We start from the raw sequence: 22,901 nt of genomic DNA on the forward strand, positions 1-22,901 counted from the left end.
TTGGCCCAGAGCTCGGGCAGGTTGGTAGAGAGTTATTTGACCAACATTACAGTGGCTCGTTTGTCTTGCTCGCTGTCATACTCGCATTAAGTTTGCCTGTTTTGTTTGTATTTAAGGCGCCTAAGCCGGTTGATTCCCAACAGCGCTCTTCATCAGAAGAAAGGACAATTTTTGAGATTTCTTCTCAGCCGGTGTTTTGGGTGGCCGTTCTCTCGGCGGCCATTGCTTATGCCGTTATGTCTTATGTTATGACCGCCACGCCAGTGACAATGCACAATCTAATGGGGCACTCGCTCGAAGATACGAAGTGGGTGATTCAAATACATATTATGTCGATGTATATCCCCTCGTTTTTTTCAGGCTTTCTCATACAACGATTTGGTCAATTAAAAATGCTATGGCTGGGTTTAGCATGTTATGCCATCACAATTGCTATTGCGTGGTCTGATCCTCAGTTAGTACATTTTTATGTCAGCTTGATTTTGTTAGGTGTTGGCTGGAACTTATTGTTCGTATCAGGCACGAGTCTTTTGCCGCAAGTCTATAAAGGCAATGAAGCTTATAAAGTGCAGGGTATTAACGACTTTAGCGTGTTTGGTTTGCAGGCCATGGCGTCTTTGTCGAGTGGAGCAATTGTTTATGCCTTTGGTTGGACGACTTTGTTATTTTCTGCAATACCGGTCTTGTGTATTCAGTTGGCATTGTTAGTATTCTGGAAACGTTCTGCATAACAATAATCATGTTCATGGCTAGGCGTTTTGATGCGAAAATGGCCTAGTTTAAAAATAAGAAGTATGACCTATGTTAAAGAATTCTTTTGCCGTGCTCGGTGCGAGCTCCTCCGCTTTTTCGTCGATGGTCGTTCGACCTAATTCACTTTCAGCTCGAAGTTGGCGCGCAGAATTTACCTGTCGTTTTGTGCAAATGCTGTTTAATAAATATGAATCGCAGAGTCATGATTGGTTGAGAGAAACGCAAAAGCTGCTCGCAATGAAAGGGCCTGCTTTATCAAAAGTGACAGCGCATCGAGGAGAGATTGCTGGTGTACCTGTTTTAGAAGTTTATCCAAAAAAACTAGATCCAAAAGACTTGCCAACGGTAGTGTATTTTCATGGTGGCGGATATGTGATTGGTAGTGCCGAAGGGTATAAATATACTCTCGCGAAAATTGCCATTTTGTGCGGTATGCGAGTTATTGCTGTGGATTATCGATTAGCGCCTGAGCATCCGCTTCCGTGTGCACAAGAAGATTGCTTGGCGGTAGTTGAATCAATTATCAAAGATCTAGATGCTCAGGAGCAGTTATATCTCATGGGCGATTCTGCGGGTGGCGCTCTGGTGCTCAACACGCTTCGGGAGTTAAAAGAGCAAGGTCGGGTTGGTGCAGTAGATGGTGCGGTTCTGTTGTCGCCATGGGTTCGCCCTTTTGAGCCTGAGTATTTATCGACGGAGTTTGAGTCGGTAGACATGTTGTCAGAGTCGATTGTAAATCGCTGGGTCAACAGTTTTGGTGATAATGTCCAAGACCATAAACGTGTAACGGATTTTTCTGAGACCAGCTTTATTGGTTTTCCGCCAATGTATGTGCAGGCAGGAGGAAGTGAGATATTCAAAGCGCAGGTGGATGATTTAGTCAGCCGTTTACGTGCTGATCGAGTAAACACAGCATACGATGTCTTCCCTGATATGTTTCACGTCTTTCAAACTTTGTCTCCGTTGGTTCCAGAAGCTGATAGGGCATTAGCTTTGATTGCCAAGAAAATAGAGCAATTTACTTGATGCGTTTAATCATCACGCTCCTCGCGCTAACTCAACTTGTGGGGTGTGCGACAGCGCCACCTAAAAATCCAGATAATCTCTGTGATATTTTTTATGAGAAATCTGATTGGTACGAGGCCGCTATCGAAACGCGTGAGCGCTGGGGCGCGCCGGTGCATATTCCGATGGCCATTATGTACCAAGAATCTCGATTCAAGTATGACGCACAACCTCCGATGGAATATTTTCTTTGGATCATCCCGATAGGTCGTGCGAGTGACGCCTACGGATATTCTCAAGCAAAGACGCCTGTTTGGGGGGAGTATCAAGACGATGCTGGTGGCTGGTTTGCAGAACGTGATGATTTTGAAGATGCCATTGATTTTGTCGGTTGGTATATGAACCGTACTAACAAAATGAACAAGGTGTCGAAGTGGGATGCTTATGCGCAATATTTGAATTACCACGAAGGGCAGGGCGGTTATCGCAGAGGGTCTTATAAATCCAAGCCTTGGTTAATGGGTGTCGCCCGTAAGGTCGAAGCGAGAGCGAAAAAATACAGCGAGCAGTATTGGGGATGCAAAGATGATCTGGCCAGCTCTTGGTTTTGGTAAGAGATAGTATTGTTTGGGAATAAAAAAGCCGGCTTCATGCCGGCTTTTAAGTTTCAGCGATCTAACTACCTCAGGAACGGATTCAACATTCTTCCGAAGAACCCTGTCATCTTCAGCGGTGCGTCCATTACAGCTAAACAAATACAATCCGCGTCAGCCGATGCTTGTGGCTGGTGCTTAGTATTTTCGTCTGCGAGAATGAAATCACCTTGATTGTACTTGCAACTCTTATCGGAAAACGAACCTTGCATCACTAAGGTGTACTCCGTTCCTTTGTGTGTATGCTCTGGAAGCTTTGAACCAGCTTTAATTCGGTATAGCTTCGTTGTGTAGCGCTCATCATCAATATTGAGGTTTACCTCTTGGATGTTTTTGCTGAAGCCACTCCAATTTAATTGGTCAAAGTCTTCTTTGATAAACCTGCGCATCGGGCGCGGTATATTTATGCGCTTTTCGTTTGCTGCTTTTTCGAAACTCTCTTGAGAAACTTTATTTCTTTCAAACATTTCGATTTTTGCCCAGGTCTCGTCTAATAGAGAATCAGACACGACTTCTTCGGAACATTGTTTCAATATGTCGCCACCAAGCGACTCAAAGTTACGAACTTTTTCTGCACATTTAGGACATGATTCAACATGGCATGCCACCATGAGTCCTAATGCATCAGCTAGTTGCCCAGCTGCGAAGGACATCAAAAGTTCATCATTAGGATGATAATTAGCCATGACATTTGCTCTTTTGCTACGTTTTCTAATTTCTTCATTGCGAGTCTTAGGCGCGATTTGATTGTACCTAGTGGTAAATCAAGATCTGCCGCTATCTCGCTGTGTGATTTGCCTTCAAAGTATACTTTGAAAACCACTTGCTTTTGGACCTCTGGAAGGTGCTTCAGCATTCCTCGTGCTGTCTTACCTTCCAGTTCTCCTGAAATCTGCGTCTCTAATTCTTCTGAACCTTCTTCGGCCCAGAGGTCGTCCGACTGCACAGTTTCATGGCGACTTTTTCGCGCCATATCAATTCTTTTGTTTCGAACGATCGTGTACAACCAAGTAATCGCGCTGCCCGACTCTGGCTTGAAAGTGTGCGCTTTACGCCACACAATGATCATGCATTCTTGCAGAAGCTCTTCAGCGTCAGCGCTTGAAGCTCCGCATTGCATCGCGAAGGCTTTTAATCTGGAAGATGTTGCTTTGAAAAGATCTACAAAAGCTTGTCTATCTTTACTCTCTCCAATCCTGATTAAAAACTGATTCAACTCATTCGGTTCTTTCTGTGCCAAAACTCGGCCCTTATTTGATGAAGATGCAGATGTACCGCGGGGTTTCACCAAACTTACCTTAGCTTTCTTGTCCAGTAAAGCGTTCATACTAGGAGTTCTCGGTTTGAGCAGTTTTACTATCAAAAAAACGATCTAATACTCCGCAAAGTACGTACTGCAATCGTTGCTAATTTTTTTTACGCATATCCTTAAATTTCGGATTAACTATGGATCAAAAAACATCCCCTTTTTCTCAACGCTGGGACTTTGCCGTTATTGGCGCTGGAATGGCAGGGGCTTTTATCGCAGGACGACTACAGGCTGAAGGCAAGTCAGTATTGATTATTGATAAAGCGCGAGGATCTGGGGGGAGGGTTTCCTCCAAACGTTTGAAGGCGGGCGAGATCGCTTTTGGCGTCGACTTAGGGTGTCAGTTTTTTGAAGTGAGCCACTCTTATTTTGAGGCCTATCTTTCTTCGAGGGAAGATGTCGTGATTGAATCTAGCAGGGCGATTGTTCGCGGACGTAATTCTTTGCTTACCCGTGGAGCGCTGGGCAGCGCGTCAACCTTGTTCGGAGCGCGAGTGCTCAGCGCAAGCCGGAACGAAAATCTTTGGACTGTCGAATTAGACGTAGCTTCTGAAAACAAAACACTTGAGGCCGACCATCTCATTTTGGCTACGCCGCCGATTCAAGCGGCGGAGATATTGGGGCGCGACCACCGGCTTTATTCATCAATGTCTGAGTCGCGTCACCACGCGCAGTGGGTCTCTGTTTTTGCGTTTGATAAGCGTGTTCTTGATGCTGAGACAGTAAAGATGCTAGAGAAAATTGGGTCAATCCAAAGTGACGTCATAGGGCTGGTGTCGGTTGAATCGCGTAAGCCAGATCGGAATATTGATGCTAGCCTGTTGGTTATGACGCTACACAGCTCTGAGTCATGGGCGGCTCGGAATCTCAATGTCAGTGCTTCAGATGTCGAAACGGTATTGCTAGAATCCTTGGCCGATGTCGTGGATCTGGACTCAGTTGTTTTGCGCAATGCTCTAGGAAAGGCGCATGTTCATCGATGGTTGTATGCTCGTCCTACTATCTCTAATCGCTTGATGGGGTCTTTCTTTGATGATGCCTCGATTAAGCTGTCTGCCTGTGGGGATTACTTTTCGGTGGAATCCGAGTATGGTGTTGAATCAGCATTTTTAAGTGCAAATGCTCTTTTGAGAACCATTCTCACGTCTACTGAAGGTGTGTTGTCCAATAATGAAAGCGAAAGTCTCCTCACATCTTAAATCCAATGGTTCTTGTTTGACGTTTAGTTAGTGTCAACGGATTTATCGCCCGAGCATCTCGCTCGGGTCAAGCGTTTGGGATATTTAAGTGAAAACACATATAAGTGAAAGCCGATTTTCTTTGAGGAAATTGGCGATGTCCGTCGTGCTTTGGTTTGATGCTGAAGCAAGTGCGGAGCAAATAAAAGGTCAACCAAATGACATTAATTGGTTGAGATGTTTGCCTTTTATCATTGTACATGTCGCATGTCTGAATTTGATTTGGCTCGGCTGGAGTCCGATTGGGGTCGCTATTTGTTTGGGCTTTTTTTGGTTGAGAATGTACGCGATTACCGCCGTATACCACCGGTACTTCGCGCACAGAGCGTATAAAATGAATCGCTTCTGGCAGTTTTTCTTTGCGGTGATTGCTTCGAGTTCAGCGCAGCGTGGACCCTTATGGTGGGCGGCTCATCATCGAAATCACCACAAATTCTCTGATACAGATCACGATTTACATTCACCAATTAATCACAGCTTTTGGTGGAGTCATGTTGGGTGGTTTTTAAGTAACCAGGCGTACAAGACCGATTACGACGTTGTCCCTGACTTGGCTAAATATCCAGAGCTCGTCTTCTTAAATCGTTTTGATAGCTTGATGCCAATTCTAGCAGCGCTAGGCATGTATGGTTTAGGCGAATTATTGGCTGCAACACATCCAGAGCTCGGCACTAACGGATTACAGCTTGTTGTCTGGGGTTTCTGCGTATCGACGGTGCTGTTGTTCCATTCAACTTTCACGATTAATTCTCTGGGGCACGTCTGGGGCAAGCGTCGTTTCAATACTAAAGACCAAAGCAGAAACAACGGTTGGCTCGCGCTGCTGACTTTGGGTGAGGGATGGCATAACAATCATCATCGGTTTGCGGTATCTGCTCGACAAGGCTTTTACTGGTGGGAGATTGATATATCTTATTATGTAATCAAGTTGCTGAGTTTTATTGGTATTACACGTGAGCTAAAGCCTGTTCCCTCGCGTATCCTCCTTGAAGGTAAACAGCACGCTAAAAACGCGTCCAGCCAACAAAAGGGGGAGATTGGTGAAAGCAAGTAACGCGCAAGTGGTTTCAGCAGTCGCGCAATTCAAAGAAATGTTTAACGTGTTGAATCGCGACACTCTAAGCGAGTCTTTGTTGAGCCAAACCTACACTGATGACTTAGTGTTTAGGGATCCGCTTCATCATATTGAGGGCATGGCTGACTTGATCGCGTATTTTGAAAACGTGTACGAGAACGTCGGAAGTATTTGCTTTGATTGGTTAGACGAGTCGCTTGAGAAAGACCGCGCGTACTTGCGTTGGAAAATGTACTTCACTCATCCTCGATTAAATCGGGGGCAAAGCGTTGCTGTGGACGGGACCTCTATTCTCAGAGTTGAAGATGGAAAGGTTTGCGATCATCGAGACTTTTTCGACGCAGGGCAGATGCTATATGAGCATATTCCTGCCTTGGGATTTCTCATTAGGAAACTGAAACAACGATTGGTTTAGCGGAGATCGCGCATGAGCGGAAATAATCAAAATTCCACGCTTTGGGTCGTCGGTGCCAGTACTGGTATCGGACGTTCTGTAGCGATCGAGTATGCGCGCAATGGCGGTTTCGGCAGAATTATTCTAAGTGCGCGATCTGAGGATAAGTTAGTAAGCGTAAAGGCTGAAATCGAAACTTTTGGTGTGCTTGCAGACGTTCTCGTTTTAGATATAACTCAGGCAGATCAAATTGCGAACGCTCAATCTTGGTTGCAGGAAAACGTTCCGAACTTATCCATGGTGATTGTCAACGCTGGGACTTGTGAGTACATGGACAGCGATCAGCTTGATACTGATTTGGCGCGCCGCGTTTTCGACGCAAATTACTTCGCTGCGATTGAAATCTCGCGGGTGGCTTATCCGTTTCTCCGAAAAGCTAAAGCTGCGGATGCTGATGCATCAATGGTGTTCGTGTCGAGTAGTGTGACTTATCAGGCGCTTCCTCGTGCGCATGCTTATGGAGCTTCGAAAAGTGCGTTGCGTTATTTTGCGGAATGCTTGCGCATAGATTGGCAGCTCGAAGGTATTGATGTTCAGTTGGTCAGCCCTGGTTTTGTTGATACACCGCTGACCCAGCAGAACGACTTTGATATGCCTATGATGGTGTCGAGTGAAGATGCAGCCGATAAGATCGTGAGGGGGTTGGATAAGCATGTATTCGACGTATCTTTCCCAAAGCGTTTTGTTTGGAGTCTCAAACTTCTATCGTGGCTGCCTACTAAGGCCAAATTTAAACTCTTGGGATCGATGTCTCGTCACGAAACCAGTCTAACAGATTTAGAGAAAGGAAAGACAAATTTATGATGACCGAAGTTCAGTCGTCACAAAAAATTGCGGTAGTCGGCTCTGGCATTGCTGGGCTTACAAGCGCCTATCTATTGAGTAGACATCATGAGGTTACGCTTTTTGAAGCGAACGATTATCTTGGTGGGCATACGCATACAAAACAAATAGAACATAACGAGAAGCGCTATCCGGTCAACACCGGTTTTATCGTTTTTAATGATTGGACGTATCCAAATTTCATTAAGTTGATGGAGCAATTAGGTGTTGCATGGCAAAACTCAGATATGAGTTTTAGTGTTCATTGTGCAAACAGTGGTCTCGAATACAACGGCACGAATATCAATTCGTTGTTTGCTCAACGCCGCAACTTGCTTCGTCCTAAATTCTGGCGCATGGTCAAAGATATCCTGCGGTTTAACGAGCAAACTACCTCCGCTTTAGATAAAGGCGAAGACCTCAGTATGACCTTAGGGGAATACATTGAGCGTAATGGGTATTCTCGTCAATTTCGTGATTTTTACATCATACCAATGGGGGCAGCTATTTGGTCTGCGTCAACAGACGTAATGATGAATTTTCCAGTTGAGTTTTTCCTGAAGTTCTTTAACAACCATGGGATGTTAAGCGTGGATGACCGTCCTACATGGCGTGTGCTTACTGAAGGCTCGGCCGCGTACGTGAAAGAGATTATCAAGCCTTTCGAACAAAACATTCGTTTAAACACGCCGGTGAAAAAAATCGAACGAAATGCGTCGAATGTCGTGATTCATTCAAAAGACGGTGCTGAAGAATTTGATCAAGTGATCTTGGCATGTCATAGCGACCAAGCGCTTAGCATGCTTGAGTCGCCGACTCCGCAAGAAGAAGAAATTTTAGGTGCGATTCCGTATCAAGATAATGAGGTGGTATTGCACACAGATACCACTTTGATGCCAAAGCGAAAGCTTGCATGGGCCGCGTGGAACTACCATATTCCGCAGCGTTGCTCTGAGCACGCTATGGTGACGTACAACATGAATATTCTTCAGAACTTTACCGATGCGGATCAAACCTATCTCGTTACGCTTAATCGCAGCGACGAAATAGATGAGTCTAAGGTGATTGAACGATATAACTATGCACATCCGGTCTTTACTCAAGACGGGGTGGCTGCGCAGGGTAGACACTCTGAGATTAGCGATGTGAACCGTACTCACTATTGTGGTGCGTATTGGTTGAATGGCTTCCATGAAGACGGCGTGAATAGCGCCTTGCGTGTCGTTGAGCGCTTTGGGATTCATCTCTAATGTCAACGCGTGAGTTGAAGAGTTGCCTATATCATGGCCACATTCGGCATCGTAGGTTCGAGCCGATTTCACATGCTTTTAAGTACAGTATGTTTATGTGGTATCTCGATTTAGACGAGATTGATGAGGTAACCAAAAAACTCTGGTTCTTTCGTTTAGGAAAGCTTGGTATCGCGAGCTTTGATCGTAGCGATTACTTCAATCAGAGTGCTGATCATCAAGATGACGATTTAAAGCAATGTGTCATTAGAAAAGTAAATGCCTTTTACACGTTGAACCAGCGACAAGCTCCAATTATCCAGTCAGTTCGCCTACTTGCGAACGTTCGTTATTTCGGGGTGATTTTTAACCCTGTTAGCTTTTACTACTGCTTTGATGAGAATGAGCAGCTAACTTCGATATTGGCTGAAATTACTAATACGCCATGGGATGAGCGTCATAGTTACGTCCTCCCGATTGCTGACGGTAAGTTAGATTATCAGACCTTTGATGATGCAGTGATTGAAGTAGAACAACTTCGTGAGACGGTCAGCCGATTTTCGTTTTCTAAAGCCTTCCATGTTTCGCCGTTTAACCCAATGAACATGGAATATAACTGGGTATTCAAAACGCCGGGAGAAGGTTTGTCGGTACATATGGATAACACCATAGAACGAAGCGATGCTTCCGTTGAAAAGCACTTTGATGCCACGATGGGCTTGCACAAAGAAGGCTTAGAACATGGTTTCAATCGATTGCTTAAGCAACCTCTTATGACAGTTAAAGTGGTGCTTGGCATATACTGGCAAGCGTTGAAGTTATGGATCAAACGTAGTCCATTTTATGATCACCCTGAATCTGTCAGTGATAATCAACACAACAATAATGCGAATTCAGCCCTTTAAGGTGGGGAGTTTATTATGAACACACAGCACGTTAATGCCTATCCTCAGGGGCGCCGTTTTAGCTTCCAGTCTATTGCTAAGAAAGCAGTGTTATCACAGCTTAAGGCTTTGCATACTGGAACACTGAGTATTATCGATAACGGCCAGACTTATCGTTTCGGAAACGACAATAACGCTGATTTGATTGCCGAATTACATGTGAACGACGCGTCGTGTTATGTAGATATTATGACCGGCGGAAGTATCGGTGCTGCCGAGAGCTATATGACTGGCGATTGGTCGACGCCAGATTTAGCAAAGTTAGTGCGCTTGATGGTGCGCAACATGGATATTTTAGATGGTATGGAAGGGGGCTTTGCGGCCTTATCTAAGCCTGCTCTGAAAATCTTGCACCGCATGAACCAGAACACCGAAAAAGGCTCAAAACGTAACATTGCTTCACACTATGATTTGGGTAATGACTTTTTTGAAGCGTTTTTAGATCCAAGCATGATGTACTCGTCAGCAATTTTCCCAACTGAAGAATCGAGTTTGGAAGAAGCACAGCAATTCCGCTTAAAACGGATCTGTGAGCAACTACAGCTTAGTGAGCAAGATCATGTTGTTGAGATTGGAACAGGTTGGGGCGGCTTTGCGATCTACGCAGCAACACATTACGGATGTAAAGTTACGACGACCACGATATCGAAAGAACAATACGCGCTAGCCTGTGAAAGAGTTAGAGCAGCAGGCTTAGAGGATAAAATAACGCTTCTGCTTGAAGACTACAGAAATCTTGAGGGCACGTTCGACAAACTGGTATCGATTGAAATGATTGAAGCGGTTGGCTGGAAGTATTACAACACATACTACGAGACTTGCTCGCGACTTCTTAAGCCTACCGGTTTGATGTTGATTCAGGCAATTACGATTGCCGATCAACGTTATGACCGCGCGCGAAAAGATGTTGATTTCATTCAGCGTTATATTTTTCCTGGTAGCTGTATTCCTTCTATTACCGCATTAACACAGGCGATGCGAGATAGTTCAGACTTACGCATGGTTTCTCAGTTTGATTTCGCAGAACACTACGCAAGAACGCTATCTGCTTGGAATGAGGCCTGTAAGCGAGAGAAGGCAAAGATTACTGAGCTTGGTTACAGTGAGACATTTCAGCGAATGTGGGAGTTTTATTTGTGTTACTGTGAGGGCGGTTTTGCGGAACGTTCAATCGGTGTATCTCATCTAGTCTATGCTAAACCAGAGTTTCGAGATGAGGCCGTGGTTTAATTGAGGCAAATATGGCTGAGATAACAGCAACTCAAGGTTCCAGTGTTCGCGCTGACTATGCAACAAAGCATGTCATTGTAAATGCTGTGTTGTTTCAGTGTCTCTGGTTTGCTGCGATTCTAGAGGGCTGGCAGATAGCGCTAGCTCCTCTTGCTGTATTGCTTGCACATTTCTTTTTTGTTGTTCGAAATCGCAGCACATATGTGGCTTGTGCGGTCGTTATTTTATTTGGTTGTATCGCTGACAGCATTTTGGCTGATCTAGGTTTATATACATTCCCTAAAGATAACTTTTTACTACTTGGTTCTATGCCATTGTGGTTGTGTTTTATGTGGGTGGGATTTGCAGCGAGCCTCCCTCTGTCTTTGCGATGGTTACATACTTCTCCTTGGTTATTGATCGCTTTTTTCGCCATCGGTGGGCCAATGTCCTATTACGCGGGACATAAACTTGAGGCGTTAACGTTTTCGATCGAGCATTTACCGATTATTGCGGCTCTATGGCTAGCCGTTGGGTGCGTCGTATTAATGCTTAATCAGCGTCGACAAGCTTTCGTTTAAGTGACGTAGTTCCATATTAAATAGTCCGACTATTTCGATTCTACGTAATCTCTAACGTTGAATAAGAAGAGTATAGAGATGACTTTTTTATTTCGAAGAACAAAATTCCTTTTTCTGTTGATGCTTGGTGCAGTCTATACGTCTGTGGCTTTTGCAGATCAACTTAGATTCATCGGCAAAGCTTATGATATTGATAGCAACGAGCTGTTGTACGTTGAACGTCATTATGTAGAGCTCTCAAAGCAAGGCGAGTATGTTCAATCGCAAGTCATTTATGAGGGAGCGCAAGGTCAGCGTATTGCCGAGAAAGCGCTTAATTTTTCGGGAGCTTCATCCTTACAGCCCTATCTTCAATTCGAACAATTTAATAGCGATATTCGCTATGAAACGACTTCGATGCGCGACGCCCTGTTCCTAGACAGTAGTGGTGAGAGAACGCGTTTTAGTTTGTCAGATTCGGGGCTGCCACTGGTTGTTGATAGTGGCTTCGATCGAATGGTGATCGAAAACTGGGATGACTTGGTATCCGGTCAAACTATCGAGTTTGAGTTCTTGGCTCTGAGCCGAAGTTCTACAGTCGGTTTTGAATTGAGCCGTGTGTCGCTATCGGGTGACAGTGTGCGTCTGCAGATTCAACCTTCAAATTGGGTCATTAACTTGTTAATGGACCCTATCGTTTTGGATTATTCGCTCGATACACAAAGACTTTTGCGTTACGAAGGGCTAACGAATATATACGCCCCTGAAGTTGATGCAAATTATTCGGCGATTATTTTGTACGAATATGAAGAACCGCATCATATTGCAGATCGAGAGGCGTTAGATATTACGCCTACCAGTGTCGTGAATTAGATTTTCTAAGCACAAGGCTGAATAGAGAGAAGTTATGATAACGCTACGAATAATTGGTGTTTTATATTTGTTGAGTGGTTTGTGGTGCCTATTTCAGTATGAGCCTGCCGCGCAATATTTAGGCTTTGATTTAGCGACCAGTCTTGCTGCATCTGAATTTATGAGCGTTTATGGTGGATTACAGATTGGTCTTGCGCTGGGAATGTTTATTGGTGCGTCGATAAAAGCGGCGGAGTTTGGAGCACTGTTAATGGCCTTGCTTGTTTCGGTAAGTTTGGCGTGCGCACGCGTGCTCAGTTTTGTGGTACACCCTGATGCGCTCGTTCAGTCGGGCGCATGGATGTTGGCAGCACTAGAAATCACCATTGCGGTCTGCCTAGGGTGGGCTTTTCGTCGGTATCAGCGTGCAGCCTCATAGGCTGTTGAACAACATCAATTCACCCGGGTGAGCATTTAAGTACATACAGTTATCTATCCACTCGATCGGATGACGTCTAAAGTGATGTTTCAATAGTACGATCGGCACGATCAGGGGTAAGATCCCGTCTCGATACTTCAGAATCGTATCTACTAACTCCGCTTTGTCTTCCTTGTCCAAGTTGTTTTTCAGGAAACCTTGAAGGTGCTGCAGTACGTTTACGTGATTCTTTCTGGTCGCACGTATTTTAAGGATGCGCATCATTTCAACGAAGTAACATTCAGATAGCGACTCCACTTCTTGTTTGTTGCCGCCACCTAACATCGTTCCTAGAGCACGAGTTCGGTCTTGGTCATGAGCTAAGAGAGAGTATTTGTAGGCGGCATGAAACTCGAGCAGCTTCTTCATGGTTAATCCGCTTTCTATCATGTCTTGCCAGTCTCGGTAGACATAAACACGTTTGATAAAGTTCTCGCGCAAAACGGCATCGCCCAATCGGCCTTCTTCTTCTACAGGTAGATTAGGGAAGTTCTTCAGCAGAACTTCCGCATACAAACCCGCACCAATTCGCTCGGGTACCAATTGCTTCGGATTTTTCCCTTTGTAGACCTTAACGCGTTCCATACCGCAACTAGGTGAGTCCTTCTTTAAGATGTATCCGCACAAATCTTTATGCCAACCTTTCTGCTGTTCAGCGACATCACGTAACGCGATAGAAACGTCATGATCATCAGTCTTTGTGCCTACCGCATGAATACCATCTTCACGTTCAACGAGACGAATCGTTTCTCGAGGGGTTCCAAGGCCAATAGCCATTTCTGGGCAGAAAGGACGAAAAGTAAAATATTGGCCAAGCGTATTAGAGATGTATGAGTGGTGTTTGTGGCCGGTATCGAAACGAACCTTTTCTCCAAGCAAACAGCTACTAATTCCAATCAAAATACGTTCTTTATCTGGAAAGATTTGTTGATCAGGCATTCGAAATTCCAATTTGAAATAGAGAATTTGTATACGCAACTAAAGTAGCAAAGGATTGGAATATGAGAAACATAAGCCTTTGCGAAAACGCGTGCTCAGACTCATGTTTCTATTGATTACCTCATTGCTCTGCTAAGGCTGGTGCTTCGCGTTTGCCACGGAATTTGCGCCATTTTGCACTGGTATTAGCGCCTAGCACGAGAAGTGCAGGAGTGAGTAACAGGGTGAGAATAGTCGCAAAGCCTAGACCGCCGGCTATCGCGCTCGACAATTGACGCCACCATTGTGTCGATGGGGCACCGAAGCTAATGTCGCGTCCAATAAAGTCGATGTTCATTGCCATAACCATAGGAATTAGTCCTAGAATAGTGGTGCCGGCTGTGAGCAATACTGGGCGTAAACGAATTTCGCCAGTTGCCAAAGCCGCATCGAATGGCCGGTAACCGTCTTTGATGTAAGCGTTATAGGTGTCGATCAATACAATGTTGTTATTCACGACAATGCCCGCGAGTGCGATGATTCCGAGTCCTACCATAACTACGCCGAATGGTTGCGCGGTAATCAGCAAGCCAAGCAGTACACCGAAGGTTGAGAACACGATGGCACTCAGAACTAAGAAGCTCTGATAGAAGCTATTAAACTGAATCACTAAGATTAGAAGCATCAAGAAAATCGCGAGAATGAAAGCGGTTCCCAAGAAAGTCATTGTTTCTTGTTGGTCTTGCTGTTCACCTTTTAACTTGAAACGTACGTCAGGTTGAAAAGACTCTCCCTCAATTGAGGCAAAGAGTTCTTGGATCTTATCTGTCGGCAGAAGTCCTTCTTCCACTTCAGACTGCAAAAGAACCGCACGGCGGCTATCTGCACGTTTGATTGTGCCGGTTTTTGGAGCAGGTTTTAAGTGTACAAAGTTCCCAAGTGGAACCATTCCCACATTGGTTTGAATACGAAGGCTCTGCAAAGCTTCTAGTGTTCGTTTCTGAGATGGGAAGCGGATGTTGATATCGACTTCTTCATCAGTGTCATCTGGACGATATTCTGCAACCTTAACGCCATTAGTAAGAAGCTGGATGGCGGTACCAATTAATACGATATCTGCGCCTGCGCGAGCAGCGCCTTCGCGATTAACTTCCATTTGCCATTCTATGCCAGGCAGCGCGCGGTCATCTTCAATATCTTTGAAGCCACCTAGTTTCGCCATATGCGAGCGCAGTATTTCGATCGTTTGATCGATATGCTCTGGGTAAATTGCTGATACCTGAATTTGAATCGCTTTACCGCCTGAAGGGCCGTTATCAGCTTTACGAAACTCTAGTTTTACACCAGGAATATCTTTGGTTTTTTCAGCCATTTCAGCAAGAATGACACTCGCGGTGCGTCTTTCGTCCCATGGAATAAACTGGAAATCCACAGAGCCAATGACGTCTTCTGCCATTTGATCTTGTGCTCGATTAAAGGATCTCGCATAGACAGACTTGAGTTCTGGCATATTGAAGAAATTGCGTTCAACCTCCTTCAACAGCGCATCTTTTTCATAGATTGAGAGATCTCCGCGTGCCGATACCAGAACTTTTGCGTTATCCGGTTCTACGTCAGGGAAAAACTCGACACCTTTGCCAAAACTGCCATAAGCAATCATGATTGCGACGACGATAGAGATATTACCTAACAGCGTTAAGAGCGGTCTTTTAAGTAGTGCTCTTAGGACTTTTGAATAAGCCAAGGTGAAGCGATTATCAGATTGTGCTTCTTCGCTTTTTATTTTGCTGCCACCAAGTGAAGCACCAAGAACTGGCAAGAAGAGTAGGGCGACCACGAGAGACGCACACAAACAAATAATGACCGTAATGGGTAAGAATTTCATGAATTCGCCCACCACGCCAGGCCAAGCGATCAAAGGTAGAAACACTGCTAAAGTCGTTGCTGTTGACGCAATAATGGGCCATGCCATTCGACGCGAAGCTTTAGAGAATGCTTTGTCTGAACTTAAGCCTGCTTCTTGATTTCGAGACGCTAATTCCGTAACAACGATGGCGCCATCGACTAGCATCCCCACTACCAAGATCAAGCTAAAGAGCACAACAATATTAAGCGTAAGCCCCATAAAATTAATGATCAGAATACTACTCAGGAAGGAGGCTGGAATAGCAAGGCCAACTAGAATTGATGAGCGTAAGCCGAGTGCGCCAACAATAACGATCATCACCATGATGATGGCACTAATGACGTTGTTTTGAAGGTCTTCGAGCATCGTGATGATATCTTTAGACTTGTCAAGAATGACGTTGTACTCGAGCGTTTCGGGCCAGTATTGTTCCTTCTCGGCAATAATGGCTTTTATCTCTTCGGTAACAGCAATAATGTTTGCGCCGAGGCGTTTTTTAACCTCAAGAGTGAGTGCTTGCTTACCATTTACTCTGGCGAAACCGTTAGGGTCTTTGAAGGTTCTTTTGATGCTTGCGACATCGCGGAATGGCACAACGGTGCCGGCTTCAACTTTAATGGGCATCGACATTATGTCATCGAGATCTTCGATGACGCCCGAGACTTTCATTACTTGGCGTCCAGCACCATTATCAATGGCGCCTGCCGCGACAAGACGATTATTTCGAGAAACAACGTTCAGCACGCTTTCAAAATCGATACTGTAAGTTTCAAGAATGAGGGGGTCGACAATAACTTCTAGCAATTCTTCGCGCTCACCGGCGATATCGACTTCTAACACACCACCTAAGGCTTCAATGTCGTCACGCAAGTCACGGGCAATTGCAAGCAAGTTTCGTTCGGGTAACGCGCCCCCTAAACTAATGCTCATGACGGGGAAGAGTGCGACGTTAATTTCGTTTACTGTCGGCTCATCACTACCTTCGGGGAGCTTAGATTTAGCTCGATCGACCTTTTCTCGCACATCATCTAGTGCTGCATCGCCATCAAATCCAGCATCGAACTCTAGCGTGACAGAAGCGTGTCCTTCGCCAGCGATAGAGGTCATTTCTTTTACGCCCTCTATTGATTTGAGCTCTTTCTCCATCGGACGCACGAGCAATCGCTCTGCATCTTCGGGAGAAATGCCTTCATAGGTCATGGATACGTAGATCCATGGAATAGGGATATCTGGCTCAGACTCTTTAGGTATTGAGTTGTAAGAGGCGATACCTGCGATGAGCAGGAAGAACAAAATTAGCAGTGCGGCACGTTGACGACGAATCGCCCAGTCGACGACATGAGATTTATGCTCGCCCTGAGAGCTAGCAGCGCTTAAATCGGTTTTTGCGATCATGCATCGACCTCAGTGTCTGCGTCGACATTGGTTTCGATTTGTCCTTCAATAGCGATATCGACCGTTTGTCCCTTTGCAACAAAAGCCTGTCCGACAACGATTAGATTAAGGTTTTCTGGTAGGCCTGATAACCAAACGCCATCGCTATCATTTTTGATAATCTCAACCACATAGCGAACTACTTGATTGCTCTCATCAACAGCATTTACATAAATGCTGCCATCAGCAGCTAAGCTCAAAATTGATGATGAGACTTTGTGCGCAAGAATGTCTCCGAGCTGTAGTCGAACGCGCGCACTTTGGCCAAGACGAGGGTTGCTCTTTGACTGTGCAGTCGCTTCGATTCTAAATGTTCGTGTTGCTGGGTCCGCTTGGCTTGAGATGTATGAAAGTTGCCCTTCAATTGTTGTTCCGTCTAAAAGGTCAGCGTTGACAGTTTGTCCAAGCTTAATCTTGGAAACATGTTGTTGAGGTACACGCGCTATGATTTTAATATGCTGGTCGTCAATCAAGTCGATGAGTGGGTCGCCGGCTTGAACATAATCACCTAACTCCACATGGCGATAGTTAGCGATGCCCTCAAATGCCGCGCGAATGCGCGTATGGCCAAGTTCAACGGTTATTTGCTCTACCGATGATTTGGCTGCTGCAAGATTTGCTAAGGCTTGTTCGAGTTGATTTCCTGAAACGAGTTTTCGTTGTTTTAACTGTTGCGCTGCTTTTAGCTCTGCTTCACGTAGCTTTAGTTCTGCTTGGGCTTGTTCGAGGCGCGCTTGTCGATCTGAAATGTCGATATTGAGCATGACTTGATTTTGCTGAACACGCGTTCCGCTCTCGACGCCAATGTTGGTAATGCTGCCATGAGTTTCAGCTTTCACAGTGATCGCACGAGCCGGTTCGATGTCGCCTTGTAGGGTAATAATATCGGCAACAGTTTCGGCAACCATTGGACGAACCGTGACTTTAAATAATTCTTTTGGTGTTGTTTGTTCTTCAGATGCGAATTCATTAACTTGCGTAGCTGGCTGATTCGATGAGCCAGAAAAAAGCCAACCTAGAACTGCGATGCTGAGGCCAAGTGCAATAAGTACAGAACGATTCATTGTTATCCTAGAGCTAGTTTATTGTATTAAGGGAAGAGTGCGTGATACGAAAGCGGTCTAGTCTGACGCAAATGGTCAACTAATCCAATTGGTCTTTCCTTTTATTGGTGTTAAGTTGTGCCTTTAATAATGAAAAACGAGACCTTTGTGGCACTTCAGTTAGCACGTATTCACGTTGAGAATTTACGGCTCCGAACCTTTATCGGTTTCAATCAAGAAGAGCTCATAAAGCAACAAGATGTGGTGATTAATCTTTGGATTGATTATCCCGCGCATACGGCCTGTTATAGTGATGACCATCATGACGCGTTAGATTATAAAGTCATTACCAAAGCCGTGATTAATCTTGTCGAAAAGGGACATTTCAAACTTCTCGAAAAGCTATGTTCAGATATTCTTGATATCATTATGGCTCACGCGAATGTACAAATAGCTCAGGTAAAGGTCGAAAAGCCACATGCCTTGCGTTTTGCTGATTCTGTTTCTGTTACTCTAAGTGCGACTCAACATGTCTAACATTACTCGTTTACTTCAGCTTCTTTTTATTTTGAGTCTTACCGTTATTTCTGGATGCTCTACAACGACCTCAAATGTTCATGATGTCATGAAAGAGGTTGACCGTTCTGATTTGTCCTACATCAATATAGCTGTCACTGGGGCGGAGATCCAAACGGCTTTGCAAGACAGTGGTCGTCTATTTGAATTGCATCATCGAAGCGCTGAAGTGTTGAATCTGATTCAAGACGTGGTTCGTTATTATGGCTTCAACTTGGTGGACGAAGACGAGGCGGATTTTGTTCTCGATATCCAGCAAGCATTGCCGGACGGCGGAGCATGTGTTCATGGCATGGAATCCTTTCGCGACAACTTTACCTACTCTACTTCAGTGCTAACGTTGGGGATTGTTCCAGCGAAAGGTGCGCATTGTATTGTGATTACAGCCGGACTCTACACAGAGTATGTCGACGATAGTACCGCGATCGGTGAATTTATCTCGAATACCGGCTGGGTGAGAATTTACGCCGGTGTTGGTGAAATTGATAATTATCGCAAGACGGTGACTAAGCGTGACGAAATTCGGGCGCTTGAAGCCTCAGCAGCCGGACTTTTAAATCTGTTGATTGAAGAAGGCGCCTTCAAATAATAGGTCTTGGCTTGTGTTATGCCTTAAATGCAAAGCAACCTAGCGCGCTAGGTACTATATAAAGCGATATCTTCTTATCACTAAGTTAAAAGCAGCTTTTTATCTTGCTTATTTTCATCAAAATGCAAAAAACTTGAACTACACTAGTGGCCTAAATTTTGTACGCTATGTGTGAATTGATAGTTATTTTCAATATATTTCTGTAGAATACGCGGTCAATTTTTGCCTAAGGGCGCGACGATCAAAAGTTGTCCGATGCCTGAACTGGTTTTTTCTACCGATACAATTTGGGGAATGCATGTCTAATAAAATTATCTATACCAAAACCGATGAAGCGCCGGCGCTTGCTACCTACTCGCTCCTACCTATTCTAAATGCCTTTACTTCTGCTGCAGATGTCAGTGTCGAATCAAGTGATATCTCACTTGCTGCTCGAATCCTTGCAGCTTTCCCAGAGAACTTAAAAGAAGAGCAACGCGTTCCAGATGCGTTGAAAGAGTTGGGCGAACTAACACTTAAGAAAGAAGCAAACATCATTAAGCTTCCAAATGTGAGCGCGTCTATTCCTCAGCTAAAAGCAGCTATTGCGGAGCTTCAATCTCAAGGTTTTGATTTACCTGCATACCCAGACGAACCAAGTTCTGATGAAGAAAATGACATTCAAGCACGTTATGCAAAAGTGCTTGGAAGCGCGGTAAACCCTGTATTACGTGAGGGGAACTCTGATCGAAGAGCGCCAAAAGCGGTTAAAGCGTATGCACGCAAAAATCCTCACTCAATGGGTAAGTGGAGCCAGGCGTCACGCACGCACGTAGCGCACATGTGGGATAACGACTTTTACCATAACGAGAAGTCTACGATTATTGATAAAGCTTGTAATGTTCGCATTGAGCTTGAAACCAAAGATGGTCAAAAGAAAAATCTCAAAGAGAATCTAGCGCTGCTTGACGGCGAAGTCATCGATGGCATGTTTATGAGTGTGAGAGCGCTATGCGATTTCTTCGAAGCCGAAATGGAAGGTGCGAAACGCGCTAACATTTTGTTCTCGTTGCACGTAAAAGCGACCATGATGAAAGTCTCTCACCCGATCGTCTTTGGCCATGCTGTAAAAGTATATTTTAAAGAAGTCTTTGAAAAGCACGCAGAAACCTTTGAAAAGCTCGGTGTGAACGCGAACAATGGTTTAAGCAATGTTCACCAGAAAATTCAGTCTCTTCCATATTCGCAGCGTTCTGAAATTGAAGAAGATATTCGTAAGTGTTACGAAGATCGTCCTGAACTCGCTATGGTTGATTCAGACAAGGGTATTTCAAACTTACACGTTCCTAGCGACGTGATCGTTGATGCTTCTATGCCCGCAATGATCCGTATCGGCGGTAAGATGTGGGGCACCGATGGTAAGTTAAAAGATACCAAAGCGGTGATTCCAGAGAGTACCTACGCGACTATTTACCAAGAAATTATCAACTTCTGTAAGCATCACGATAACTTTGATCCAGTGACTATGGGCACGGTTCCAAACGTTGGTTTGATGGCTCAAAAAGCAGAAGAATATGGTTCGCACGATAAGACATTTGAGCTTGAAGCAGATGGAACTATTCGTGTTATTGATGATGCGGGCAATGTCTTGCTTTCTCACGATGTTGAGAAGGGTGATATTTGGCGTATGTGCCAGACAAAAGATCTTCCAATCCAAGATTGGGTGAAATTAGCCGTTACTCGTGCACGTGCTAGCGGTATGCCTGCAGTATTCTGGTTAGACCCAGAGCGTCCACATGATGCATCGATGATCTCTAAAGTCGAAATGTACCTGAAGGAACATGATACTGAAGGTCTCGACATCCGTATCCTTTCGCCAGACCAAGCGATTCGCTTAACCATGGAGCGTCTGATTCGCGGTAAAGACACGATCTCAGTGACTGGTAACGTATTACGTGATTATCTAACGGATTTGTTCCCAATTCTTGAATTAGGTACAAGTGCAAAAATGCTCTCTATCGTGCCATTGATGGCTGGTGGGGGTTTGTTTGAAACAGGTGCTGGTGGTTCTGCGCCGAAGCACGTTCAGCAATTCAATGAAGAAAACCATTTGCGTTGGGATTCGTTAGGTGAGTTTTTAGCGATTGCGGTATCACTCGAAGATTTGAGTGACAAAACGGATAACCCTCGCGCGAAAGTGCTTGCAAGTACGCTTGATAAAGCGACTGAAGTCTTCCTTGATGAGAACAAATCACCTTCTCGTAAGGCGGGTGAGATCGATAACCGTGGCAGTCATTTCTATCTTGCTCTGTACTGGGCAGAAGCCTTGGCAGCGCAAGACGATGACGCTGAGTTGAAAGCGAAATTCACTAAGCTCGCAGAGCAGCTTCGCGCAGACGAAGCCAAGATTGTGCAAGAACTACTTGATGTTCAGGGTCAAGAAATCGAGATTGGCGGTTACTACAACCCTGACTTCGAATTGGCTTCAAAAGCGATGCGCCCAAGTGAGACCTTGAATGCAATTTTTGATGAGTTCAAATAAGCGTTAAGACGCTTCATTCATTTGAGGTGAGTCTAATACGAAAAGCCAGTACAGAAATGTACTGGCTTTTTTTTACCTGAAAATTAGAGCTGGGATTAACTTTATAGTGTTCTCTACTTCGAGGTTTGCGTTTCATGTGAAAGTAGTGAGAGAACAGTCTTATGTGTGTTTCAAGCTGGTGCGCCTTGATCACTTGTTGGGCATTATCTACTGCAACGCATTCTACTCTATTTTTGTTATCCCCTTAAGTTGTTGTTTATAAATTGATTTTTTAAACTTTCTAGAGTTGGCAAGCATTCTGCTACGTTTCCTTTGACAGTTAAACAGCACAGTGCGACTAGCTGGAAATTGTCAGGCCTTTCGAGAGAAGGTTTTGAATGAAAGGAACTTTTTTCATGGAAGATTATGGCGGCCCGGGGACTGGCCGCTTTTTTTTGCCTGAAATTTTTAGAATAGCGATCAGTCTTCTCTTTTTTGTTTAGCGCAGTGTTCTTGACTATAACTCCCATGCAAATCACAGCAGGATTGTCATTGTGCGTTTGCGTTCTAAGTTTTTAAGTATTGGCATTTTACTAGCCATCATTCCCGCTTTTTGTCTCAGTGCCTATATTGCATATAGCAGTTATTCGGACGGAAAGTCGGCCATTCATGAGCTTTCAAAGGCTCAACTCACTGCAGTGAGAGAGTCTAAGAAATCCCAAATAGAGCGATATTTTCAAACGATTCAGGATCAAGTATTGAGCTTCTCGAAAGATCGGATGATCGTGAATGCAATGAGAGAGTTCAAGCGGGGGTTTGATGATTATTTATCGCAGCGAACGGGTGACAATGTCGTTCAGCAAAAAGAAAAATTGCAGCAATATTATGAGCAATCCTTCGGTGGTGAGTACGCTGAACGTAATAACGGTCAAAAGGTCAATTCAGCAGCCTTAATGCAAGGCTTAGATGCAGACTCTATTTCTCTACAATACGATTTCATTGCAAACAACACTGAACCTTTAGGGGCCAAAGATGCCCTGATTCAGCTCGATAACAATACGCTCTACAGTAAGTTGCACAAGATCTATCACCCGCCTATTCGCGATTTTCTGCAGCGTTTTGAGTATTTCGATATCTTCTTAGTCACGCCAGATACCGGTGATATCGTTTATTCCGTTTTTAAAGAACTGGATTACTGAACATCTTTATTTGACGGACCTTATGCCAACAGTGGTATCGCACGCGTTTTTACGTAAGCGGTTCAAGCAACGGAGCAAGATTATGTTGTGATCAATGACTTTGCTCCTTATCCACCATCTTATGAGGATCCTGCTGCGTTTATTGCTTCTCCCAT

The 22,901-nt window shown here is 44.6% G+C and carries 22 protein-coding genes; 17 read left to right on the forward strand and 5 right to left on the reverse strand.

Features of this window, described 5'->3' with window-relative positions; all coding sequences use genetic code 11:
- From A3739_RS25165 to A3739_RS25175, 3 genes are all read left to right on the forward strand, one after another.
- On the forward strand, positions 1-731 hold a 731-nt coding region (locus A3739_RS25165; protein WP_156502824.1), incomplete at its 5' end, for an MFS transporter.
- 70 nt (positions 732-801) lie between these two features.
- Positions 802-1,779: an alpha/beta hydrolase gene (locus tag A3739_RS25170; RefSeq protein WP_068480677.1), complete on the forward strand. Its 978-nt coding sequence runs from the start codon at positions 802-804 to the stop codon at positions 1,777-1,779.
- Positions 1,779-2,372: a hypothetical protein gene (locus A3739_RS25175; RefSeq protein WP_068480680.1), complete on the forward strand. Its 594-nt coding sequence runs from the start codon at positions 1,779-1,781 to the stop codon at positions 2,370-2,372. The genes A3739_RS25170 and A3739_RS25175 overlap by 1 nt, the downstream gene beginning before the upstream one ends.
- 65 nt (positions 2,373-2,437) lie before the next feature.
- On the opposite strand, the gene A3739_RS25180 is transcribed toward A3739_RS25175, so the two are convergent.
- Positions 2,438-3,097: a ChrR family anti-sigma-E factor gene (locus A3739_RS25180; RefSeq protein ID WP_068480683.1), complete on the reverse strand. Its 660-nt coding sequence runs from the start codon at positions 3,095-3,097 to the stop codon at positions 2,438-2,440.
- Positions 3,064-3,651 carry a sigma-70 family RNA polymerase sigma factor gene (locus A3739_RS25185; RefSeq protein ID WP_068480806.1) on the reverse strand — a complete coding sequence of 196 codons (588 nt, stop codon included), beginning with the start codon at positions 3,649-3,651 and terminating at the stop codon, positions 3,064-3,066. The genes A3739_RS25180 and A3739_RS25185 overlap by 34 nt, the downstream gene beginning before the upstream one ends.
- A 206-nt stretch (positions 3,652-3,857) precedes the next feature.
- Between A3739_RS25185 and A3739_RS25190 the strand changes: the two genes are divergently transcribed.
- The 10 genes from A3739_RS25190 to A3739_RS25235 all read left to right on the forward strand — a co-directional run bounded on the left by A3739_RS25190 (position 3,858) and on the right by A3739_RS25235 (position 12,542).
- Positions 3,858-4,919: an NAD(P)/FAD-dependent oxidoreductase gene (locus A3739_RS25190; protein ID WP_068473698.1), complete on the forward strand. Its 1,062-nt coding sequence runs from the start codon at positions 3,858-3,860 to the stop codon at positions 4,917-4,919.
- A 136-nt stretch (positions 4,920-5,055) separates the two neighbouring features.
- Entirely contained in the window at positions 5,056-6,012 is a 957-nt protein-coding gene (locus A3739_RS25195; protein ID WP_068480686.1) for an acyl-CoA desaturase, read from the forward strand.
- Positions 5,999-6,448 carry a nuclear transport factor 2 family protein gene (locus A3739_RS25200; RefSeq protein WP_082869023.1) on the forward strand — a complete coding sequence of 150 codons (450 nt, stop codon included), beginning with the start codon at positions 5,999-6,001 and terminating at the stop codon, positions 6,446-6,448. Before A3739_RS25195 ends, A3739_RS25200 begins: the two co-directional genes overlap by 14 nt.
- A gap of 12 nt (positions 6,449-6,460) precedes the next feature.
- Positions 6,461-7,291 (forward strand): SDR family oxidoreductase, encoded by an 831-nt coding sequence (locus tag A3739_RS25205; RefSeq protein WP_068480689.1) that lies wholly within the window; start codon positions 6,461-6,463, stop codon positions 7,289-7,291.
- Entirely contained in the window at positions 7,288-8,559 is a 1,272-nt protein-coding gene (locus A3739_RS25210; RefSeq protein WP_068480692.1) for an NAD(P)/FAD-dependent oxidoreductase, read from the forward strand. Before A3739_RS25205 ends, A3739_RS25210 begins: the two co-directional genes overlap by 4 nt.
- Positions 8,559-9,443: a DUF1365 domain-containing protein gene (locus A3739_RS25215; RefSeq protein ID WP_197472564.1), complete on the forward strand. Its 885-nt coding sequence runs from the start codon at positions 8,559-8,561 to the stop codon at positions 9,441-9,443. Before A3739_RS25210 ends, A3739_RS25215 begins: the two co-directional genes overlap by 1 nt.
- Before the next feature lie 15 nt (positions 9,444-9,458).
- Positions 9,459-10,712: a cyclopropane-fatty-acyl-phospholipid synthase family protein gene (locus tag A3739_RS25220; protein ID WP_068480695.1), complete on the forward strand. Its 1,254-nt coding sequence runs from the start codon at positions 9,459-9,461 to the stop codon at positions 10,710-10,712.
- A gap of 11 nt (positions 10,713-10,723) precedes the next feature.
- Positions 10,724-11,272, forward strand: coding sequence for a DUF2878 domain-containing protein (locus A3739_RS25225; RefSeq protein ID WP_068480698.1), 549 nt, complete (start codon positions 10,724-10,726; stop codon positions 11,270-11,272).
- 78 nt (positions 11,273-11,350) lie between these two features.
- On the forward strand, positions 11,351-12,124 hold the full coding sequence (locus tag A3739_RS25230; RefSeq protein WP_068480701.1) for a hypothetical protein: 774 nt from the start codon (positions 11,351-11,353) through the stop codon (positions 12,122-12,124).
- A gap of 34 nt (positions 12,125-12,158) precedes the next feature.
- Positions 12,159-12,542 (forward strand): DUF4345 family protein, encoded by a 384-nt coding sequence (locus tag A3739_RS25235; protein ID WP_068473620.1) that lies wholly within the window; start codon positions 12,159-12,161, stop codon positions 12,540-12,542.
- On the opposite strand, the gene A3739_RS25240 is transcribed toward A3739_RS25235, so the two are convergent.
- The 3 genes from A3739_RS25240 to A3739_RS25250 all read right to left on the reverse strand — a co-directional run bounded on the left by A3739_RS25240 (position 12,537) and on the right by A3739_RS25250 (position 17,903).
- Entirely contained in the window at positions 12,537-13,520 is a 984-nt protein-coding gene (locus tag A3739_RS25240; RefSeq protein WP_068480704.1) for a DUF523 and DUF1722 domain-containing protein, read from the reverse strand. The two genes, A3739_RS25235 and A3739_RS25240, sit on opposite strands and share 6 nt — an antisense overlap.
- Positions 13,521-13,641: 121 nt before the next feature.
- Entirely contained in the window at positions 13,642-16,800 is a 3,159-nt protein-coding gene (locus A3739_RS25245) for an efflux RND transporter permease subunit (protein WP_068480707.1), read from the reverse strand.
- Positions 16,797-17,903 carry an efflux RND transporter periplasmic adaptor subunit gene (locus tag A3739_RS25250; protein WP_068480710.1) on the reverse strand — a complete coding sequence of 369 codons (1,107 nt, stop codon included), beginning with the start codon at positions 17,901-17,903 and terminating at the stop codon, positions 16,797-16,799. The genes A3739_RS25245 and A3739_RS25250 overlap by 4 nt, the downstream gene beginning before the upstream one ends.
- Positions 17,904-18,032: 129 nt before the next feature.
- Here A3739_RS25250 and folX point away from each other — a divergent pair, with 129 nt between their 5' ends.
- From folX to A3739_RS25275, 4 genes are all read left to right on the forward strand, one after another.
- The gene (gene folX, locus A3739_RS25255) at positions 18,033-18,419 is read left to right on the forward strand and encodes a dihydroneopterin triphosphate 2'-epimerase (protein WP_068474961.1); all 387 of its coding nucleotides are present in this window, start codon (positions 18,033-18,035) and stop codon (positions 18,417-18,419) included.
- On the forward strand, positions 18,412-19,047 hold the full coding sequence (locus A3739_RS25260) for a hypothetical protein (RefSeq protein WP_068480713.1): 636 nt from the start codon (positions 18,412-18,414) through the stop codon (positions 19,045-19,047). The genes folX and A3739_RS25260 overlap by 8 nt, the downstream gene beginning before the upstream one ends.
- Positions 19,048-19,345: 298 nt before the next feature.
- Complete coding sequence (locus A3739_RS25265) at positions 19,346-21,568, forward strand: NADP-dependent isocitrate dehydrogenase (RefSeq protein ID WP_068480716.1); 2,223 nt, start codon at positions 19,346-19,348, stop codon at positions 21,566-21,568.
- 533 nt (positions 21,569-22,101) lie between these two features.
- A complete protein-coding gene (locus A3739_RS25275) occupies positions 22,102-22,746 on the forward strand; it encodes a hypothetical protein (RefSeq protein WP_068480723.1) in 645 nt (214 codons plus the stop codon).
- Positions 22,747-22,901: the final 155 nt, after the last annotated feature.

The sequence above is a fragment of the Oleiphilus sp. HI0067 genome (assembly GCF_001635735.1).

Excerpts from the sequence above, each read along its gene's own strand:
- A3739_RS25240 (WP_068480704.1), bottom strand. The coding sequence starts at position 13,520 with ATGCCTGATCAACAAATCTTTCCAGATAAAGAACGTATTTTGATTGGA.
- A3739_RS25205 (WP_068480689.1), top strand. The coding sequence starts at position 6,461 with ATGAGCGGAAATAATCAAAATTCCACGCTTTGGGTCGTCGGTGCCAGT.
- A3739_RS25265 (WP_068480716.1), top strand. The coding sequence starts at position 19,346 with ATGTCTAATAAAATTATCTATACCAAAACCGATGAAGCGCCGGCGCTT.
- A3739_RS25210 (WP_068480692.1), top strand. The coding sequence starts at position 7,288 with ATGATGACCGAAGTTCAGTCGTCACAAAAAATTGCGGTAGTCGGCTCT.
- A3739_RS25180 (WP_068480683.1), bottom strand. The coding sequence starts at position 3,097 with ATGGCTAATTATCATCCTAATGATGAACTTTTGATGTCCTTCGCAGCT.
- A3739_RS25260 (WP_068480713.1), top strand. The coding sequence starts at position 18,412 with ATGTCTAACATTACTCGTTTACTTCAGCTTCTTTTTATTTTGAGTCTT.
- A3739_RS25175 (WP_068480680.1), top strand. The coding sequence starts at position 1,779 with ATGCGTTTAATCATCACGCTCCTCGCGCTAACTCAACTTGTGGGGTGT.
- A3739_RS25250 (WP_068480710.1), bottom strand. The coding sequence starts at position 17,903 with ATGAATCGTTCTGTACTTATTGCACTTGGCCTCAGCATCGCAGTTCTA.
- A3739_RS25220 (WP_068480695.1), top strand. The coding sequence starts at position 9,459 with ATGAACACACAGCACGTTAATGCCTATCCTCAGGGGCGCCGTTTTAGC.
- A3739_RS25195 (WP_068480686.1), top strand. The coding sequence starts at position 5,056 with ATGTCCGTCGTGCTTTGGTTTGATGCTGAAGCAAGTGCGGAGCAAATA.
- folX (WP_068474961.1), top strand. The coding sequence starts at position 18,033 with ATGAAAAACGAGACCTTTGTGGCACTTCAGTTAGCACGTATTCACGTT.
- A3739_RS25225 (WP_068480698.1), top strand. The coding sequence starts at position 10,724 with ATGGCTGAGATAACAGCAACTCAAGGTTCCAGTGTTCGCGCTGACTAT.
- A3739_RS25230 (WP_068480701.1), top strand. The coding sequence starts at position 11,351 with ATGACTTTTTTATTTCGAAGAACAAAATTCCTTTTTCTGTTGATGCTT.
- A3739_RS25190 (WP_068473698.1), top strand. The coding sequence starts at position 3,858 with ATGGATCAAAAAACATCCCCTTTTTCTCAACGCTGGGACTTTGCCGTT.
- A3739_RS25215 (WP_197472564.1), top strand. The coding sequence starts at position 8,559 with ATGTCAACGCGTGAGTTGAAGAGTTGCCTATATCATGGCCACATTCGG.
- A3739_RS25170 (WP_068480677.1), top strand. The coding sequence starts at position 802 with ATGTTAAAGAATTCTTTTGCCGTGCTCGGTGCGAGCTCCTCCGCTTTT.
- A3739_RS25245 (WP_068480707.1), bottom strand. The coding sequence starts at position 16,800 with ATGATCGCAAAAACCGATTTAAGCGCTGCTAGCTCTCAGGGCGAGCAT.
- A3739_RS25235 (WP_068473620.1), top strand. The coding sequence starts at position 12,159 with ATGATAACGCTACGAATAATTGGTGTTTTATATTTGTTGAGTGGTTTG.